The 17749-nt window shown below is 59.5% G+C and carries 18 protein-coding genes; 2 read left to right on the forward strand and 16 right to left on the reverse strand.

Annotated elements, in window-relative coordinates:
- Positions 1-69: 69 nt before the first annotated feature.
- The 4 genes from ispA to BFN10_RS12150 all read right to left on the reverse strand — a co-directional run bounded on the left by ispA (position 70) and on the right by BFN10_RS12150 (position 2315).
- Entirely contained in the window at positions 70-957 is an 888-nt protein-coding gene (gene ispA, locus BFN10_RS12135; RefSeq protein WP_071489867.1) for a (2E,6E)-farnesyl diphosphate synthase, read from the reverse strand.
- On the reverse strand, positions 954-1196 hold the full coding sequence (locus BFN10_RS12140) for an exodeoxyribonuclease VII small subunit (RefSeq protein WP_003176346.1): 243 nt from the start codon (positions 1194-1196) through the stop codon (positions 954-956). Before BFN10_RS12140 ends, ispA begins: the two co-directional genes overlap by 4 nt.
- A 158-nt stretch (positions 1197-1354) precedes the next feature.
- Complete coding sequence (locus BFN10_RS12145) at positions 1355-1732, reverse strand: MerR family transcriptional regulator (RefSeq protein ID WP_071489868.1); 378 nt, start codon at positions 1730-1732, stop codon at positions 1355-1357.
- Positions 1671-2315, reverse strand: coding sequence for an NAD(P)H-dependent oxidoreductase (locus BFN10_RS12150; protein WP_071489869.1), 645 nt, complete (start codon positions 2313-2315; stop codon positions 1671-1673). The genes BFN10_RS12145 and BFN10_RS12150 overlap by 62 nt, the downstream gene beginning before the upstream one ends.
- A gap of 186 nt (positions 2316-2501) precedes the next feature.
- On the opposite strand from BFN10_RS12150, the gene BFN10_RS12155 reads away from it, so the two are divergent.
- Entirely contained in the window at positions 2502-3533 is a 1032-nt protein-coding gene (locus tag BFN10_RS12155) for a PDDEXK nuclease domain-containing protein (protein ID WP_071489870.1), read from the forward strand.
- A 15-nt stretch (positions 3534-3548) separates the two neighbouring features.
- Here BFN10_RS12155 and BFN10_RS12160 read toward each other — a convergent pair whose 3' ends face one another.
- From BFN10_RS12160 to exaC, 12 genes are all read right to left on the reverse strand, one after another.
- Positions 3549-3983, reverse strand: coding sequence for a hypothetical protein (locus tag BFN10_RS12160; RefSeq protein WP_071489871.1), 435 nt, complete (start codon positions 3981-3983; stop codon positions 3549-3551).
- Positions 3984-4012: 29 nt separating this feature from the next.
- Positions 4013-4579: a hypothetical protein gene (locus tag BFN10_RS12165; RefSeq protein WP_071489872.1), complete on the reverse strand. Its 567-nt coding sequence runs from the start codon at positions 4577-4579 to the stop codon at positions 4013-4015.
- A 149-nt stretch (positions 4580-4728) separates the two neighbouring features.
- On the reverse strand, positions 4729-5361 hold the full coding sequence (gene ycaC / locus BFN10_RS12170; protein WP_071489873.1) for an isochorismate family cysteine hydrolase YcaC: 633 nt from the start codon (positions 5359-5361) through the stop codon (positions 4729-4731).
- Positions 5362-5859: 498 nt separating this feature from the next.
- Complete coding sequence (locus BFN10_RS12175; RefSeq protein ID WP_071489874.1) at positions 5860-6636, reverse strand: LexA family transcriptional regulator; 777 nt, start codon at positions 6634-6636, stop codon at positions 5860-5862.
- Between the two features lie 214 nt (positions 6637-6850).
- Positions 6851-7378: an inorganic diphosphatase gene (gene ppa / locus BFN10_RS12180; protein ID WP_003219382.1), complete on the reverse strand. Its 528-nt coding sequence runs from the start codon at positions 7376-7378 to the stop codon at positions 6851-6853.
- A 109-nt stretch (positions 7379-7487) separates the two neighbouring features.
- The gene (locus BFN10_RS12185) at positions 7488-8303 is read right to left on the reverse strand and encodes a M90 family metallopeptidase (protein WP_071489875.1); all 816 of its coding nucleotides are present in this window, start codon (positions 8301-8303) and stop codon (positions 7488-7490) included.
- A 6-nt stretch (positions 8304-8309) separates the two neighbouring features.
- Positions 8310-8966 (reverse strand): DedA family protein, encoded by a 657-nt coding sequence (locus tag BFN10_RS12190; RefSeq protein WP_028618093.1) that lies wholly within the window; start codon positions 8964-8966, stop codon positions 8310-8312.
- 305 nt (positions 8967-9271) lie between these two features.
- A complete protein-coding gene (locus tag BFN10_RS12195) occupies positions 9272-9730 on the reverse strand; it encodes a GNAT family N-acetyltransferase (RefSeq protein ID WP_017528964.1) in 459 nt (152 codons plus the stop codon).
- Between the two features lie 92 nt (positions 9731-9822).
- Entirely contained in the window at positions 9823-10656 is an 834-nt protein-coding gene (gene eutC / locus BFN10_RS12200; RefSeq protein WP_071489876.1) for an ethanolamine ammonia-lyase subunit EutC, read from the reverse strand.
- Positions 10653-12047: an ethanolamine ammonia-lyase subunit EutB gene (locus tag BFN10_RS12205; protein WP_071489877.1), complete on the reverse strand. Its 1395-nt coding sequence runs from the start codon at positions 12045-12047 to the stop codon at positions 10653-10655. The genes eutC and BFN10_RS12205 overlap by 4 nt, the downstream gene beginning before the upstream one ends.
- A gap of 52 nt (positions 12048-12099) precedes the next feature.
- Positions 12100-13533: an ethanolamine permease gene (gene eat, locus BFN10_RS12210; RefSeq protein ID WP_071489878.1), complete on the reverse strand. Its 1434-nt coding sequence runs from the start codon at positions 13531-13533 to the stop codon at positions 12100-12102.
- A 118-nt stretch (positions 13534-13651) separates the two neighbouring features.
- Complete coding sequence (gene exaC, locus BFN10_RS12215) at positions 13652-15172, reverse strand: acetaldehyde dehydrogenase ExaC (RefSeq protein WP_071489879.1); 1521 nt, start codon at positions 15170-15172, stop codon at positions 13652-13654.
- 272 nt (positions 15173-15444) lie between these two features.
- Here exaC and BFN10_RS12220 point away from each other — a divergent pair, with 272 nt between their 5' ends.
- Positions 15445-17361, forward strand: coding sequence for a sigma-54-dependent Fis family transcriptional regulator (locus tag BFN10_RS12220; protein ID WP_071489880.1), 1917 nt, complete (start codon positions 15445-15447; stop codon positions 17359-17361).
- Positions 17362-17749 lie beyond the last annotated feature (388 nt).

Below are 17749 nucleotides of genomic sequence, written 5' to 3' on the forward strand. Positions count from 1 at the left end.
TCAAGCATCGCAAACTGCCCACGCGGAGCGCCGAACTTGGCCGATATGCGGCCGCAAAGGCCGCCGTTATCAGTGCCGACGTTCGACGATATACCGCGCCAGGTCACGCAGTGGCTCGGCAGCCGCGTCGAAAGGTCGCAGGGCATCCAGGGCTTGGTCGCGCAGTTCCAGGGCATAGGCCTTGGCGGCTTGCAGCCCGAGCAGCGCAGGATAAGTCGGTTTGTCCCGAGCGATATCGGCGCCTTGGCGTTTGCCCAGGGTGGCCGTGTCACTTTCTACGTCGAGAATGTCGTCCTGCACCTGGAATGCCAGGCCAATGGCCCGCGCGTAGGTCTTCAGCGAGGCCAACTGAGCGGCTTCGGCCCGCCCGCTGGCAAGTGCTCCCAGGTGTACGGCGGCCTCGATCAGGGCACCGGTCTTGTGGCGGTGCATGTATTCCAGCGCCTGTTGATCAAGCTTCTGGCCGACCGAGCCGAGGTCGATGGCCTGGCCGCCGACCATGCCGGCCGGGCCTGCCGCCATCGCCAGGGCGGTGACCATGCGCAAGCGGATCTCGGCATTCACGCTGCTCAATGTCGGGTCCAGCAGTGCGCTGAACGCCAGGCTTTGCAGGCCATCACCGGCGAGGATCGCGCAGGCTTCATCGAAGGCTTTGTGGGTGGTGGGCTGGCCGCGACGCAAATCGTCGTCGTCCATCGCCGGCAAATCGTCATGCACCAGGGAGTAGGCGTGGATCAACTCCACCGCACAGGCCGCGCCGTTGGCCTGTTCGGCGGCTGCGCCCAAGGCTTCGCACGCTGCATAGGCCAGCAACGGACGCACGCGCTTGCCGCCATTCATCACGCTGTAGCGCATGGCTTCATAAAGACGCTTGAGTTCGGGGCTTGGCGCAACAAACAAGGGTTCCAACGCCGCATTGACCCGGGCTTGGCTACTGGCCTGATACGCGTCGATCATTCGGGCTGTTCCGCATCGAAAGGTTCTTCGGCCAACTCCCCATCACGCTCCAGCAACACCTGCACCTTCTGCTCCGCCTGCGCCAGCGCGCTCTGGCAGTCACGGGTCAGGCCGATGCCTTGCTCAAACGCCGTCAGCGAGTCTTCCAGCGACAACTCGCCGTTCTCCAGCCGCTCGACCAGGGTTTGCAGGTCGGCGAGGGATTGTTCGAAATCGAGTGCAACTTTTTTGCGGGCCATGGCGGCTATTCCGGTAGACGGTAAACCGGCGGGACACTAGCAGACATGGGGATTCTGGGCAAATGAGCGGGGGAGGGTGTTCAGGCGGTGAGCCGAATAAGCGCCCTATACGGCTCATCAAATGAGCCGTATACCCATTTTATTCGGCTCACCGCCGGTCAGGATCTTTGCGCCATTGACGAGCATTGTTCTTGTGATGTTTTCAACTGTGCTTCAAATGTCTGCAATCCCACGTGCATTTCCTGTAGCGCGGCAATTTTCAGGGCTAGTTCCTGCTTCTTGTCTGCGATTGCCTGGTCCGCCCGCTCCCAGGGCAATACATCGCCTACGTGACCTGCAAGAATCTCCTGCAACTCCTTGAGCTTGAACCCCAATTGCTGCGCGCACTTGATAAACATCAGCAGCTCAACGTTCTGCGCCGAATAGACCCGGTATTGGCCCTGACGCCGCGGTTCTGGCAGCAGTCCGATCGCCTCATAGTGACGAATCGCCTTGATGGTCGTGCCCGACAACTGCGCGGCTTTGCCGATGTACATGAAAACTCCTTTTTTCCGTTAAAGCGCCGGCCTGTTTCAGCCATTTATCCCGCTGCGCCGCAGTGGAGCCCAGCACCGGCCCGAACAGCAGCGTGTTTGCAGTCTTGACACCACAAAGCCCCAGCGTGGTCTTGCGCATCTGGTGAATGCCCGGCATGCGATAGAACCAACGGTAATACCATGGCGGCGTGTCCAGGGTCACCAGTAGATGTGCCGTTCGGCCGTGGAGCAGTTTGTCAGGAAAAGCCTTGCCCGCTCGGTATTTAAAGGCAAAACCGGGTAGGAAGATTCGGTCGATAAAGCCCTTCATCAACGCCGGGATGCCACCCCACCAGATCGGGAAGACAAATGTCAGGTGAGTGGCCCAGAGGATGTCGGATTGCGCGCTGAGCAGGTCGGGCTCCAGCGGCTGAATCTGGGTGTAACCGTGATGAAGGACGGGGTCGAAAGCCAGGTCGCCCAAGCGTACGACACGTACTTCATGGCCGGCGGTTTTTGCCGCCTGGATGTAGGTATCGGCCAGGGCTGAACAAAAGCTGGAGGCGGAAGGATGGCCGAGGATCACCAGGGTACGCGGGGTCATGGGGAGGTCCTGAACAGGGTGTTCCAGGGTAAAGGCTGCTGTATAGGGGAGAGTCAAGTCAGTAGTCCGCAATGGCCAGCAGGACGTTTCTGTGGTTATTGAAGGGGCCTTCCTGGAACGACCTTCGCCCCTTGTGACCGTCAATGCGCCTGACTAGCCTGCCTCAAACCTCCAGAGTGACATGGCATGAGCGAACCCTGTATCGGCTTGACCGCACCACCAGCGGGCTACAGTGACTGGCTGACCGACCTGAAAGGCCGTATTCATGCGGCGCAACAGCGCGCAACACTGGCGGTGAATCGGGAATTGGTGTTGCTCTATTGGCAGATTGGCCACGACATTTTGACCCGCCAGGCGGAGCAGGGTTGGGGCAGCAAAGTCATTGATCGACTTGCCCAGGATTTGCGTGCGGCCTTTCCCCGAATGAAGGGTTTTTCGCCGCGAAATCTCAAGTACATGCGTGCTTTTGCCGAGGCGTGGCCAGATGCTGAATTTGTGCAAGAGGTGCTTGCACAATTGCCCTGGTATCACCATTTGGCATTACTGGACAAACTCCCCGGCCCCGAAACCCGCCGCTGGTACATAGCCCAGGCGATAGAGAACAACTGGTCGCGTAACTCGCTGGTGATGCACATCGAAAACCGCTTGTTGGAGCGCAGTGGCAAAGCGGTCAGCAACTTCGAGACCCACCTGCCCAAACCGCAATCCGACCTGGCGCGTGAGTCGCTGAAAGACCCTTACCGTTTTGACTTCCTCAGCCTGGCCCTGGACGCGCAGGAGCGCGACATAGAAAACGCCTTGATCAAGCACGTCACCGACTTTTTGTTGGAGCTGGGCGCCGGTTTCGCCTTTGTCGGCCAGCAAGTACTGCTGGATGTCGGAGGCGATGAGTTCTTTGTCGACCTGCTGTTCTATCACGTGAAGCTACGCTGCTACGTGGTCATCGAACTGAAAGCCGGCAAGTTCAAACCCGAGCATCTGGGGAAACTGAGCTTTTATCTGGCTGCCGTCGATGCCCAGCTTAAACATCCACAAGACGGGCCCACCATCGGCCTGCTGTTGTGCAAGAGCAAGAACGAAGTCGTCGCCGAATATGCGTTGCGCGATAACAATCGGCCGATTGGTGTAGCGGAATATCAACTGGTTGAGTCGTTGCCCGCAGAGCTGCGAACCAGCCTGCCAAGCATCGAGCAGATCGAGCGGGAGCTGGCGGGTTAAAACCGACTGATAGCCTCAAAACCCCGGCGGAATGTACCCCGGCACAAATGGCACATTCAGGCACTTGCCATGCAGGATCCGGCCATCCTCAATCCTGAACAGCACGATCTTCTTCGTCTTATCCACCGTGGCTTCCAGCTTGCAATCCGAACTGTGCCCGACCTGCTGGTAATACTCGGTGTACACCATCCCGTTCCCGGTGTGATTCATTGAAGTCCCGGCGGCTTCAGTGGTCGTCCATGAAGAGGATTTGTGCCAGGTCATCACCACCTGCGTGTCGCCATTGGGCGCATTCTGCTTCTTCATCGAGTCGGGCTTGCCGAACAAATCCAACGCCTCTTGCACGTCCCGGCCTTCCCAGCGCGATTGTGCAATAAGGTGGCACCCGTTGATAAACAGCACGGCGGGCAACCAAAGCCCAGCCAGCAACAGCCTTGTCCATTTAGGCATGGTGAATCCTTCTTGTAGGTGAGTGTTGCTCAGCGCTTGTTGCCCAGCATGTCGTCGAGGTCATCGATCATCTGGCTCTTCTCCTGAGTCGGCCCCAATTGCTGGAACATGGCCTTGGTGGTCTGGATCATCTGCAGGTGGGTCATCTTGCCCATGGCGATGGTGTCCTTGCTCTTGCCCGGTTCGCAGACATACGCGAGCGTGCGGTCGAGCCAGAACTCCTTCGGCGTCTGCCACGTGTTGGAGACCTTCAAGTGCGTAAGGGTGTAGGAAAATGGCGCAACCGACTGCCCGTTAAGAAAGCGCAGCTTGCGCGTGGAGCACTGCACTTCGATGTTGTACACATCGATCATGGGCTTGCCCGGTTCTTCATACACCACCGTGACGGCCACCAGTTTTGCGCCCTTGTTGTGGTTCGACGGCACCACCGAAGTGCGATCGGCCACATACATCACGTTTTTATGGGCCCGACCGCTGCCGTAGATGATCGACCAGTCGCCGATCGGTGTTTCTTCATCGGCCAATACCGACGTTGTGCTGATCAGCAAGACGGGCAGCAGTGCCAGGCAGCGCCCGATTTTGGTTAAGGTATTCAATAGCGTCCTTCCTTGAGACTCGAAATAAGCGAAGGACTTTAGTGGTGAGGCGGTGCCGTCTCAATTAGGGCGAGTGTGCTAATGGCGCATTGCTAGTTAACCAAAAAAGCCTGCGTTTCAAGGCAGGCTTAGTGTGTGCAGCGGTTGAATTAGTCCTTACGCGCCGTCAATGCCGCATACCCATTCATCAAGTTGCGATAGTTGGGAATGCGCTGGGACAACAGGTTCCCCAGGCCCTCGATATCGTTGCGCCAGTCGCGGTGCAACTCACACGCCACCGAGAACCAGTTCATCAATTGCGCACCCGCTTGCGTCATTCGGCTCCACGCCGCCTGCTGTACCGTGGTATTGAACGTGCCCGACGCATCGGTCACCACAAACACCTCAAACCCTTCCGCCAGCGCCGACAGGGTCGGGAACGCTACGCACACATCGGTGACCACGCCGGCAATGATGATCTGCTTGCGACCGGTGGCCTTGATTGCCTTGACGAAGTCTTCGTTATCCCACGCATTGATCTGACCAGGGCGGGCGATGTAGGGCGCGTCCGGGAACATCTCTTTCAGTTCCGGCACCAGCGGGCCATTGGGGCCTTGCTCGAAGCTGGTGGTGAGGATGGTCGGCAGGTTGAAGAACTTGGCCAGGTCAGCCAGGGCGAGCACGTTGTTCTTGAACTCGTTGGGCGAGAAGTCCTGTACCAGGGAAATCAGGCCGGTCTGGTGGTCGACCAGCAGGACTACGGCGTCGTCTTTGTTCAAGCGGTTGTAGGTTGCAGTGCTCATGGTTGAATCCTTTTTTGTTCAGGTTGGTAGGGCGTTGCGTTCAACATGGGCACAGATTAATGGGTGGGCTGTGAGGGATAAATCGGGTGAAACCGGTAATACCGTCAACTCATAGGGGACAATGGTAGCTGCGTCGCGGGTGCTTGGGGAGCCACTGGGTACGCCGCAGAGGGCGGTGTTGTATTTGATGGAGATGGAGAAGAGGGTGGCGAATCGGACTGTAAGCCGCCCGCTTTTGGTCATTCAATTGTCCAGCAGCTTGCTGGACAATTGACTTGGGATTTTCACGGGCATTAAAAAGCCGGCTTGTGGCCGGCTTCTCGGGGACTGCCTCAGCTTGTTTTTGACAAACCTCACCAGCCTTCAAATCGCTCAGCCCACAACACGTCTGGCTGAATAGTAGGGGCATCCGCGGGAACTCCTCCGCTTCGCCAGGCAAGGTGGATAGCGTAAAGCCACCCCCTGCCGAATGTGCGGCGCATGATACCCATATTCACCTCAGTTGCCCACCTCCGGGTCCGATTTAGAGCCTTCCCAGCCCAACAGATGCTCATCCAGCGGCACGGGCGGGCGTCGGTTATTCAGGGTGGACCACCAGAATACCCACCCCACAATCTGGAAGTTCTGCTCAAAGCGTTGTTCGTAGGTGAGGTATTCGTCGGGATGCTCGCCGGCATTGTGACTGCGCATGCGCAAACCTCCGCCGGGCCTGTTGTAGAGGTATTTGATACGCAGCATCCCGTCATGCTCTACCGCGTAGATTTCTCCGTCGATGATTTGCGTGCGGCCTCGGTCGATGGCGAGGGTGGCGCCTTGTTGGATGATGTCGATCATGCTGTTGTCGACCATGTAGGCGCCCAAAGCGCGGTCGGGGTTTACGTTCAGGGCCTGAAGGGTGTGCAGCGAGAGGCGGATGCGCTCGTTGGAGGTGAATGAAGGGTGGAGATCGATCTCCACGTCGGTTTTTTCCGGGAGGCAGGCGGGGCCTGTGAGGTATTTGCCGCTGGCTTCGCGGGTGGTGGGCAGTCCTTTTCGTGAGCTCGGGCCATCCAGCAGGAAGTTGGCCGGTGGGTGTTTGGGGCCTTCGCCGGTGCGCAGCCAACGGCTGGAGATGCACAGCAGTTCTGCGATCTCGTTGAGTCGGCCCATGGGTACACCGCGCTTGAACCAGTTGTTCACGTGCTGGGGCGTGACACCGCGGTTCTTGGCGAAGTCGGAGGCGGAAAGATGAACTTCCTGTAGTAGCGCTTTTAAACGATCACCTGATGTATTCATAAACGCAGAGTTTACTGGCCGGAATTACAGATCAAATAAACCATGCGTTGAGTTGCGCTTGTAGGGATTTACTTAGTTGTAGCCTGATACTTCGGATTTTGATTTAAACTAAACGTTGTTTATAAATCATTGAACTTTCCGTTTAATTTTTCCCACAAAAAAAGCCCCGAATAATCGGGGCTTTTTCAATTGCCGGGGCAATGAGGAGCGGGTATCAGCCTTTGTAGGCGGCAACCGACTTCAGGATCTCGGCGCGGGCGGCGTCTGCGTTGCCCCAACCGTCGATCTTCACCCATTTGCCTTTTTCGAGGTCTTTGTAGTTCTCGAAGAAGTGTTTGATCTGCTCCAGCAACAGTGGCGGCAGGTCGGTGTATTCCTTCACGTCCACGTACAGCTGGGACAGCTTGTCGTGTGGAACCGCGATCACTTTAGCGTCGCCGCCGCCGTCGTCGGTCATGTTCAGGATGCCGACTGGACGCGCACGGATAACCGAGCCTGGGGTAACCGGGTAAGGGGTTACCACCAGCACGTCGAGGGGGTCACCGTCGTCAGCCAGCGTGTTGGGGATAAAACCGTAGTTGGCCGGGTAGAACATCGGGGTGGCCATGAAACGGTCAACGAACAGGCAGTCGCTGTCTTTGTCGATTTCGTATTTGATCGGCGCGTGGTTGGCCGGAATCTCGATGGCGACGTAGATGTCGTTCGGCAGGTCTTTGCCAGCCGGAATCTTGCTGTAGCTCATTGGGCGTTGCCCCCGTTAATTGGCCATGAAACATGGCCGGATTGGCCTAAAAGTGGCGGCGATTATAGGCACATTCTGACGCCGATGCCATGCGCCAGACGTCGTACGGTCATTCGCCCGGTGGCTGATAGCGCGGGTCGCTGGCTTGCAGTTGAATGAGGCGGGCCAGGGGATCCTGGCGATAAAAGCGGCTGAGTTGGGCGTACACCTGTGGATAACTGCTGACCAGCAAATCCGGGGCGCTGAAAAAATATTCGCTGGTGACGGCAAAGAATTCAGCGGGGTTTTCGGCGGCGTAGGGGTCGATCTCGGTCTCGGCATCCGGGTTGGCATCGAGTTGGCGATTGAGATCGTCGTAGGCGCTCTGCATCACGTTGGCCCACTCCTGCACGCGCATGTCATGGTGCAGCGGCGGCAGGCCGTTGGCGTCGCCGTTGAGCATGTCGAGCTTGTGGGCCAGTTCGTGGATGACCAGGTTGTAGCCTTCCCACTGACCGCTGGCCAGCACGCCGGGCCAGGCGAGGATAACCGGGCCTTGTTGCCAGGCTTCGCCGCTGTGTTCGCCGTCCCACTCGTGTTCGATGCCGCTGCTGTCGCGGTGACGCTGGGGGCTGAGGAAGTCGTCGGGGTACAGCACGATTTCGTGGAAGCCCTGGTACCAGTCGAGGTCGCCCAGGTTCATCAGCGGCAATTGCGCCTGGGCGGCGAGCAGCAGGCGTTGTTCCTGATGCAGTTCGACGCCGGGCAGGGCGGTCAGGTGTTTTTCGGCGAGGAACAGCACGCAGGCTTCGCGCAGCCACTGGTCCTGCTCGGTGCTGATGCCGTCGAGGAAGGTCAGGTGATGGCGCACCCGTTGCCAGGTGTCATCGGCAATCGGGTGTTTGGCCAGCAAGCGCCGGCGACGCCAGGCGCTGAGCGACCACATCGCAGGTTACTGCGGCTTGGCTTCGGAGGATGTGCGGCCAAACCGGCTGCGGAACACCCCAATGATCATCGGCACGAGCGACAGCAGGATGATGAACACCACCAGCAGCGACAGATTTTTCTTGATGAACGGCACATTGCCGAAGAAATAGCCCAGGGTTACCAGGCCGCCGACCCAGAGGATGGTGCCGAATACGCTGAAGCCGAAGAAGCGCGGGTAGGGCATTTTCGCGATGCCGGCAACGAACGGCGCGAACGTGCGCAGGATCGGCAGGAAGCGCGCCAGGGTCACAGTTTTGCCGCCGTGTTTGTCGTAGAAGTCGTGGGTCTTTTGCAGGTAGTCGCGACGGAAAATCTTCGAGTTCGGGTTGCTGAACAAGCGCTCCCCGGCCGTTCGCCCGATCACATAGTTGGTGCTGTCGCCGAGGATTGCCGCCAGCATCAGCAGGCCGGCCAACAGCACCGGGTCCATGCCGCCACCCGCAGCGACTGCGCCGGCGATGAACAGCAATGAATCGCCTGGCAGGAACGGCATGACCACCAGGCCGGTTTCGCAAAAGATGACCAGGAACAGAATGGCGTAGATCCACGGACCGTAATTGGTTACCAGCAGGTCGAGGTAGACGTCGAGATGCAGGATAAGGTCGAGCGGGTTGAAATCCATGGATGGCACCTGTGTGAATGGCCCGGCTCAGCAGGCCTGTGCGGAAGCTCGGGTAATAAGGCTACAAGTGTATGCCGCATTTCTTACAACCCTGAAAGGTCCGCATTATACGGATTGAGAGGTGAAAAGCGTGTTGGTTTTGTAGCGAAGGATGTCGTGGTAGTTTCAGGCAAACATCCAGTCTGAACGTGGGAGGGGGCTTGCCCCGATGGGGTAGTGTCAGTCAACAGATCTGATACTGACCTACCGCAATCGGGGGCAAGCCCCCTCCCACAGCGGATTTATGGTGTTTTTGATAGCGGTGATCAATCCTCGCTGATCGGCAGCGTGTAGTTCTTGAACTCCGTGTCTTCGCGAAACCCAATGGACTCATAGGTCTTCTGCGCCACTTCGTTGTCGCTGCTGGTCGACACGCGCAGTCGCACCGCGTGGGTCTCCTTGGCCATTTTCTTCGCCGTGCGCATCAGGTTGTCCGCCACCAATTGCCGGCGGGCGTCTTCAGCCACATAGATGTCATTGAGGATCCACACCCGCTTGAGCGACAGCGACGAAAAGCTCGGGTACAGCTGGCAAAACCCCAGCAGCTTCTTGTCATCATCATCCGCCAGGGCCAGGTAGATCACCGACTCCTTGCGCCGCAGGCGCTTCTCCAGGAAGGCCCGCGACGAATCCGGGAACGGCAACGCCCCGTAGAACTCACGGTATTTGACGAACAGCGGGGTCAACAGGTCCAGGTGTTCCAGGGTCGCTTGAGTAATCCGCATGCCAGGCCTCAACTTCCAAATGGGGGATGACCACACAAGCGGCCGTGACTCGATGCTGCCTAATGGCGCGAAAAAGCGCAATCGTGCAGCGTTCAGTCATCCGGTGAACTGAGCAGGAAATTGCCTTTCATCAGGTCCGGATCATCCGACTCGAGGGTCTGCACCTGCGCCTCGTCCTTGAGATTGACCCCCGACAGCTGCCGGCGACACGCCTCTCGCATCAAGTAAAGCAAGCGATGGGCGGCCATGCCGTAGCTCAGGCCTTCCAGGCGCACATTGGAGATGCAGTTGCGGTAGGCGTCGGTGAGGCCGACCTTGGGGTTGTAGGTGAAATACAGGCCCAGGCTGTCCGGCGAGCTGAGGCCGGGCCGTTCGCCGATCAGAATGACGGTCATCTTGGCCCCGAGCAACTGGCCCACTTCATCCGCCACCGCCACGCGGCCCTGTTCCACCAGAATGACCGGCGACAAGGACCAACCGTCTGCGCTGCTCTGTTCTTCCAGGCGCGTCAGAAACGGCAAGGTGTGTTTATGCACCGCCAGTGCCGACAGGCCATCAGCGACCACCACCGCCAAGTCCACGCCGCCGGAGTTGGCCGATGCATGATCGCGCAGCAACTGGGCTGACTCATCGCTCAGGCGCCGCCCCAGGTCCGGGCGTTGCAGGTAAAGGTGACGGTCAGTGGCAGCACTGTGCAGCAACAGGCTGTCACGCCCGCGTTCGGCCAACTGACCGCGCAGGCCCGCATGGTCGAAGGGCAAGTGCACAGCATCCCGTGCCTGGGCGTGGGCAAATTGGAAATCCAGCTGCGCGCTAGTGGGGATGCTGGTGCCGGTGCGGCCCAGGGCTATTCGGGCTGGCGTCAGGCGGCGCAGTTCCAGCCAAGGGTTGTCAGGCAGGTCGAGTTGCACAGGCGGCTCCTTCATCCCAATTGCGCCAAGGCTTGGCGAAACGCCGGTGGAAGGCTGTTGCCGAAGTGCACCTTGCCGTCGGCTTGCGTGAAGATGCCCATCTTCGCCAGCCACTGTTCAAACTCCGGCGCCGGCTTTAAACCCAATGTTTGGCGGGCGTACAGGGCGTCGTGGAACGAAGTGGTCTGGTAGTTGAGCATGATGTCGTCGGAGCCGGGAATGCCCATGATGAAGTTGATCCCGGCCACACCCAGCAGGGTCAGCAGAGTGTCCATGTCGTCCTGGTCGGCTTCGGCGTGATTGGTGTAACAGATGTCGCAACCCATCGGCACGCCGAGCAGCTTGCCGCAGAAGTGGTCTTCGAGGCCGGCGCGGATGATCTGCTTGCCGTTGTACAGGTACTCGGGGCCGATAAAGCCTACGACGGTATTCACCAAAAATGGTTTGAAATGTCGCGCCACCGCGTAGGCGCGGGTTTCGCAGGTTTGCTGGTCGACGCCAAAGTGCGCGTTGGCCGACAGGGCGCTGCCCTGGCCGGTTTCGAAGTACATCAGGTTCTGGCCCAAGGTGCCGCGATTGAGGCTCAGGCCTGCTTCGTAACCTTCCTGCAGCACACTCAGGCTGATGCCGAAGCTGGCGTTGGCCGCCTCGGTGCCGGCAATCGACTGGAACACCAGGTCCAGCGGCACGCCACGGTTGATCGCCTCGATGGAGGTGGTGACGTGGGTGAGTACGCAGGCCTGGGTCGGGATCTCGTAGCGCTGGATGATCGCGTCGAGCATCTCCAGCATGGCGCAGATGGAGGCGATGCTGTCGGTAGCCGGGTTGATGCCGATCATGGCGTCACCGTTGCCGTACAACAGGCCATCGAGAATGCTCGCGGCGATGCCGGCCGGCTCATCTGTAGGATGGTTGGGCTGCAGCCGCGTGGACAAGCGCCCGCGCAGGCCCAGGGTGCCGCGAAACTGCGTGACCACGCGGATCTTCTGCGCCACCAGCACCAGGTCCTGCACACGCATGATCTTCGACACGGCGGCGGCCATTTCCGGTGTCAGCCCCGGCGCCAAGGCGCGTAGGGAATGTTCGTCGGCCGCGTCGCTGAGCAGCCAGTCGCGCAAGCCGCCGACGGTCAGGTGGCTGACCACGCTAAACGCCTGTTTATCGTGGGTGTCGATGATCAGTCGGGTGACTTCATCGCTTTCATAGGGGATCAGCACTTCTTCTAAAAAGTGTTTGAGCGGGATATTCGCCAACGCCATCTGCGCCGCCACGCGTTCACCGTCGTTCTGTGCGGCGACGCCGGCGAGAAAGTCACCGGAGCGTGCGGGGCTGGCCTTGGCCATCACGTCCTTGAGGCTGTCGAAGCGGTAGGTCTGTGCACCCACCGCGTGGGAAAAACTTGCCATACAGTGTCTCCTTGGCGACGCAGGCACGCGCCTGCGTCGAGGTTTACGGCTATCAGTGCAAGGCGGCCTCTGCGGCCTGGATCGCCGCGAATTCCTCTTCGGGCGTGCCCGCTACCAAGTGATGCCGGCTGTAGAAAGCAAAGTAAGCAATTAATACTCCATAGATGATCGCGGCGCCAATCACCACCCGTGGATCCACCAGAAAGCCCGCTACCACGGCCACGCAGGCCAGCACGAGGGCAACGCCGGAGGTGAAGACGCCGCCCGGCGTGCGGTACGGACGGTCCATTTTGGGGCGACGGATGCGCAGGGTGATGTGCGCGGCCATCATCAGCACGTAGGAAATGGTCGCGCCAAACACCGCCACCAGGATCAGCAGGTCACCCTGGCCGGTCAGCGACAGGCCAAAGCCGATGATGCCGGGGATCACCAACGCCAGCACGGGCGCCTTGCTTTTGTTGGTCTCGGACAGTTTGCGTGGCAGGTAGCCAGCACGCGACAGCGCGAAGATTTGTCGCGAATAGGCGTAGATGATCGAGAAAAAGCTGGCGATCAGGCCCGCCAGGCCTACCAGATTGACGAAGCTGCCCATCCAGGTCGAGCCGCCATAGGACAAGGCCAGCGCCTCCACCAGCGGGTTGCCGGACTTGATCAACGCGAACGTGCCGGCGCCGCCCGGTGCTATTACCAGGATCAGCAGGGCAAAGCTGGTCAGCACCACAATGGCGCCGATCAGGCCGCGCGGCAGGTCGCGCTTGGGGTTCTTGGTTTCTTCGGCGGCCAGCGGCACGCCCTCGACGGCCAGGAAAAACCAGATGGCATAGGGGATTGCCGCCCACACACCCACATAGCCGAACGGCAGGAAGGTGCTGGCACCCTTGGCCTCGGTCACCGGGATGTCCAGCAGGTTGGCAACACTGAAGTGCGGCACCATCGACACGAGGAACACGCCCAGGGCAATCGCAGCCACGGCGGTAATCACGAACATCAGCTTCAAGGCTTCGCCGACACCCAAGATGTGGATGCCGATAAAAATGATGTAGAACGCCAGGTAAATCATCCAGCCGCCAATGCCGAACAGCGACTCGCAATACGCGCCGATAAACACCGCGATGGCGGCGGGGGCGATGGCGTATTCGATCAGGATGGCGGTGCCGGTGAGGAACCCACCCCACGGCCCGAATGCGCTGCGGGCAAAGCCGTAGCCACCACCTGCAGTGGGGATCATGGACGACAGCTCGGCCAGGGAAAAACACATGCACAGGTACATGGTGGCCATCAGCAATGTGGCCAGGAACATCCCGCCCCAGCCACCTTGGGCCAGGCCGAAGTTCCAGCCGGCGTAGTCGCCGGAGATCACGTAGGCGACGCCAAGGCCGACCAGCAGTACCCAGCCGGCGGCGCCTTTTTTCAGTTCGCGTTGTTGGAAGTATTGGGAGTCGACTTTTTCGAAGTCGACAGAAGATCCAGTCGGTTCGCTAGGCATGGGAAAGTACCTTTCATTCTTATTGTTTTTAATTTGGCGTCTTTGTGTCGAACGCAAAATGTGGGAGGGGATAAGCCCCTCCCACATTTGATTGCATTTCAAATGTGCGAGGGGGTAATTAGAAGAAGCCCAGCGGATTAATGTCGTAACTCACCAGCAAGTTCTTGGTCTGCTGGTAGTGATCCAACATCATCTTGTGGGTTTCACGGCCAACGCCGGACTTCTTGTAACCACCGAACGCGGCATGGGCCGGGTACAGGTGGTAGCAGTTGGTCCACACGCGGCCCGCCTTGATCGCGCGGCCCATGCGGTAGGCGCGGTTGATGTCGCGGGTCCATACGCCGGCGCCCAGGCCGAACTCGGTATCATTGGCAATCGCCAGGGCTTCGGCTTCGTCCTTGAAGGTGGTGATGCTCACCACCGGGCCGAAGATTTCTTCCTGGAACACGCGCATTCTGTTGGTGCCTTTGAGCAGGGTCGGTTGGATGTAATAGCCGCCAGCCATGTCTCCGGTAAGCTTCTCGACTTTGCCGCCGGTCAGCAGTTGCGCGCCTTCGCCCTTGGCGATTTCCAGGTAGGACAGGATCTTGTCGAACTGCTGCTCGGACGCCTGGGCGCCGACCATCGTGTCGGTATCCAGCGGGTCGCCGCGTTTGATCGACTCGATCTTCTTCATCACCACTTTCATGAAGTCGTCGTAGATCGATTCTTCCACCAGTGCACGGGAAGGGCAGGTGCACACTTCGCCCTGGTTGAAGAACGCCAGCACCAGGCCTTCGGCGGCCTTTTCGATGAACGAAGGTTCGGCTTTCATGATGTCAGCGAAGAAGATGTTCGGCGACTTGCCGCCCAGCTCAACGGTCGACGGAATAATGTTCTCGGCCGCCGCATGCATGATGTGCGAACCCACCGGGGTGGAGCCGGTGAAGGCAATCTTGGCGATGCGCTTGCTGGTGGCCAGGGCTTCGCCGGCTTCCTTGCCGAAACCGTGCACCACGTTCAGCACGCCCGGTGGCAGCAGGTCGCCGATCACTTCCAGCAGCACGTTGATGCCCAGCGGGGTTTGCTCGGCGGGCTTGAGCACCACGCAGTTACCGGCGGCCAGCGCCGGGGCGAGTTTCCACGCGGCCATCAGCAGCGGGAAGTTCCACGGGATGATCTGGCCAACCACGCCCAGCGGTTCGTGGAAGTGGTAGGAGGCGGTGTGTTCGTTGATCTCGGCGCTGGTGCCTTCCTGGGCGCGAATGCAGCCGGCGAAGTAGCGGAAGTGGTCGGCCGCCAGCGGGATGTCGGCGTTGAGGGTTTCACGCACGGCCTTGCCGTTGTCCCAGGTTTCGGTGATGGCCAGCAGTTCGAGGTTCTGTTCGATGCGGTCGGCGATCTTCAGCAGCACCAGCGAACGGTCCTGGGCCGAGGTCTTGCCCCAGGCGTCGGCGGCGGCGTGGGCGGCGTCCAGGGCTTTGTCGATGTCTTTGGCGGTGGAGCGCGGGAATTCGGCAATTGCCTTGCCGTTGACCGGCGAAGTGTTGGTGAAATATTTGCCATCGACCGGCTCAACGAATTCGCCACCGATGTAGTTGCCGTACTTGGCCTTGAACGAAACGATGGCGCCTTCAGTACCGGGGTGTGCGTAACGCATGGTGGGTATCTCCTGGCTTTTATGTTTATTGGGAGCGCAGCGCAACGAGCGCTTGATAAGCGTAGAGCAAAGGTTGGGCCACCGCTGTGTGAGCCAGCTAAATCAAGGGGTTGGGCATTGTTGCAAGGCGTTGCTGTGGCAGGGTTGATACAGCCTGTGTGACAGTTTGTGCCGTAAACGGTACAGCCCGTGACCGGCGGGTCGGCACGGGATTGCATTGCCTGGATGGCTGGGGGATGCTGGGGGTTCTCACGCAGGGAGAATAATAAGAAATGCACAACGATCATTTCAGTCGCCATGCCCAGCAAGTGCTCACCGTGGCCCATGGTCGCGACCCGTCCAGCGATCCCTCCATCGCCCGCTCCTGGCTGCGCTGCCTGGAGGACTATCACCTCGACCCTGCGCAAACCATTGCCCCCACCGTGCTTGAACATGGCCGCCTGCTGGAAAGCCGCGAGCGCCTGCAACAAGTGCTGCATATCGCCGGCAGTGAGATGAACAGCCTGCACCAGCAGCTCTCGGGCGCCGGCCATGCGGTGTTGCTGACCGATGCGCGAGGCGTGATCCTCAACTGTGTCACTGCGCCATCCGAACGCAAGATCTTCGAGCGCGCCGGGCTGTGGCTCGGTGCCGATTGGAGCGAAGCGTGCGAAGGCACCAATGGCATCGGCACCTGCCTGGTGGAGCGCCAATCCCTGACCATTCACCGTGATGAGCATTTTCGTGGCCGGCACACCGGGCTGACCTGTTCGGCCAGCCCGGTGTTTGATCCCCATGGCGATCTGCTGGCGGTGCTGGATGTGTCCTCGGCGCGCGAAGCGGTGTCGCGCCAGAGCCAGTTCCACACCATGGCGCTGGTCAACCTGTCGGCGAAGATGATCGAGAGTTGCTATTTCCTGCGCCACTTTGAAAATCACTGGTTGCTGCGCTTTCACCTGCAGGCTGAGTCGGTGGGGTTGTTCAGTGAAGGATTGCTGGCGTTCGATGGCGATGGGCGCATCTGCGCGGTGAACCAAAGTGCGCTGAACCTGTTGGGGCAGTTGCGTGGCGGCCTGCTGGGCCAGCCGGTGGAGGCATTTTTCGAATGCACCCTCGATCAGTTGCTCGGCCGCGCCAGCGCCAATGCCACCGCCAGTTGGCCGTTGCGTACCCGCGATGGCCGGCATTTGTTCGCGGCGCTGCGCGGTCAGGTGCGCAGTATTCCCACACCCGTTGCCAAACCTGCGGTGGTGGAACGGCCGCGCCTGCCCGGCATCTGCCTGGGCGATCCGGTCCTGCAACAGGACTTCAGCAAGGCGTTGCGGGTTTTCGAGCGCGATGTGCCGTTGCTGATCAATGGCGAAACCGGTTCCGGCAAAGAGGCCTTTGCCAAGGCCGTGCATCAGGCCAGCCAGCGGGCCGACAAGGCATTTGTGGCACTCAACTGTGCCGCCATCCCGGAAAGCCTGATCGAAAGTGAATTGTTCGGCTATCGGGGAGGCAGCTTTACCGGTGCGCGCAAAGAAGGCATGCAAGGCAAGTTGCAGCAAGCCGATGGCGGCACCCTGTTTCTCGACGAAATCGGCGATATGCCCCTGGCGCTGCAAACCCGTCTGCTAAGAGTGCTGGAGGACCGGCTGGTGGTGCCGCTCGGCGGTGAGCCCCAGGCGGTAAACGTACGAATTATCAGCGCCACCCATCGGAATTTGTTGGCGCGTGTGCAGGACGGCACCTTTCGCGAAGACTTGTACTACCGGCTCAATGGTCTGGAAATTTCCCTGCCGGCACTGCGTGATCGCGCGGACAAATCCCAGTTGCTGGATTTTCTGCTGGGCCAGGAGGCGGGTGAGCAACCGGTCGCGCTGGATCCTGCTGCACGCCGAGTGTTGTTGGCGTTCGCCTGGCCGGGCAATGTGCGACAACTGCGCATGGTGCTGCGCACGTTGATTGCGTTATGTGCGGACGGCCTCGTTCGGCTTGAAGACGTGCCCGCCCGTGTCCGTGATTCGCAGACCGCACAGGTAAACGACACCCTGCCATCGGCTGATTCATCGCTTGATGTTGCCGAACGTGGCGCGTTGCTGGCCGCCTTGGCGCAGCAACACTGGCACATGAGCCAGACCGCAGTTTTATTGGGCATCAGTCGAAATACGTTATATAGAAAGTTGCGCAAGTACGGAATCGCTCGTCAATTGCGCCAGGAGTGTTAGTTGCCGGTTGCTTATTAACTGCGGTGTGTAAGTCACGGTTATTACTCACCGTCCGAGGGATCGGCTTTGTTTGCGCGGCATTGGTTTTCTGGAACTGGTGGCTGGTTTTTCAAGACGCAGAGGATAAGGCCAATGTGCAATTTGGCCTTGCCTGTCTCAACAACTATCCGTTTCAGAAGCTATTAGGGTGAAGGTTATGCGCATAACAGGTCAGACTCCGTCAATACCTATGCAAACTGAACAACCGTCCACTGAGTTATCAAAAGAGCCCACTGCACCGACCATTAATTATCCCAGTGATGAAGCCCAAAACGGGCAAGAGGTACACAGCCGTCGCAAGAGGGACTTGTTTTTCAACCCGTTCAGGCGGCGTCCGCCATCACCACCG

The organism is Pseudomonas extremorientalis, assembly GCF_001870465.1.
GTDB lineage: Bacteria > Pseudomonadota > Gammaproteobacteria > Pseudomonadales > Pseudomonadaceae > Aquipseudomonas > Aquipseudomonas extremorientalis.

Coding starts and splice junctions, on each gene's coding strand:
- BFN10_RS12205 (WP_071489877.1), bottom strand. CDS start 12,047: ATGGCAAGTTTTTCCCACGCGGTGGGTGCACAGACCTACCGCTTCGAC.
- ycaC (WP_071489873.1), bottom strand. CDS start 5,361: ATGAGCACTGCAACCTACAACCGCTTGAACAAAGACGACGCCGTAGTC.
- BFN10_RS12155 (WP_071489870.1), top strand. CDS start 2,502: ATGAGCGAACCCTGTATCGGCTTGACCGCACCACCAGCGGGCTACAGT.
- BFN10_RS12185 (WP_071489875.1), bottom strand. CDS start 8,303: ATGTGGTCGCTCAGCGCCTGGCGTCGCCGGCGCTTGCTGGCCAAACAC.
- BFN10_RS12160 (WP_071489871.1), bottom strand. CDS start 3,983: ATGCCTAAATGGACAAGGCTGTTGCTGGCTGGGCTTTGGTTGCCCGCC.
- BFN10_RS12220 (WP_071489880.1), top strand. CDS start 15,445: ATGCACAACGATCATTTCAGTCGCCATGCCCAGCAAGTGCTCACCGTG.
- exaC (WP_071489879.1), bottom strand. CDS start 15,172: ATGCGTTACGCACACCCCGGTACTGAAGGCGCCATCGTTTCGTTCAAG.
- BFN10_RS12175 (WP_071489874.1), bottom strand. CDS start 6,636: ATGAATACATCAGGTGATCGTTTAAAAGCGCTACTACAGGAAGTTCAT.
- BFN10_RS12145 (WP_071489868.1), bottom strand. CDS start 1,732: ATGTACATCGGCAAAGCCGCGCAGTTGTCGGGCACGACCATCAAGGCG.
- BFN10_RS12195 (WP_017528964.1), bottom strand. CDS start 9,730: ATGCGGATTACTCAAGCGACCCTGGAACACCTGGACCTGTTGACCCCG.
- BFN10_RS12150 (WP_071489869.1), bottom strand. CDS start 2,315: ATGACCCCGCGTACCCTGGTGATCCTCGGCCATCCTTCCGCCTCCAGC.
- BFN10_RS12140 (WP_003176346.1), bottom strand. CDS start 1,196: ATGGCCCGCAAAAAAGTTGCACTCGATTTCGAACAATCCCTCGCCGAC.
- eutC (WP_071489876.1), bottom strand. CDS start 10,656: ATGAAGGAGCCGCCTGTGCAACTCGACCTGCCTGACAACCCTTGGCTG.
- BFN10_RS12190 (WP_028618093.1), bottom strand. CDS start 8,966: ATGGATTTCAACCCGCTCGACCTTATCCTGCATCTCGACGTCTACCTC.
- ppa (WP_003219382.1), bottom strand. CDS start 7,378: ATGAGCTACAGCAAGATTCCGGCTGGCAAAGACCTGCCGAACGACATC.
- eat (WP_071489878.1), bottom strand. CDS start 13,533: ATGCCTAGCGAACCGACTGGATCTTCTGTCGACTTCGAAAAAGTCGAC.
- ispA (WP_071489867.1), bottom strand. CDS start 957: ATGATCGACGCGTATCAGGCCAGTAGCCAAGCCCGGGTCAATGCGGCG.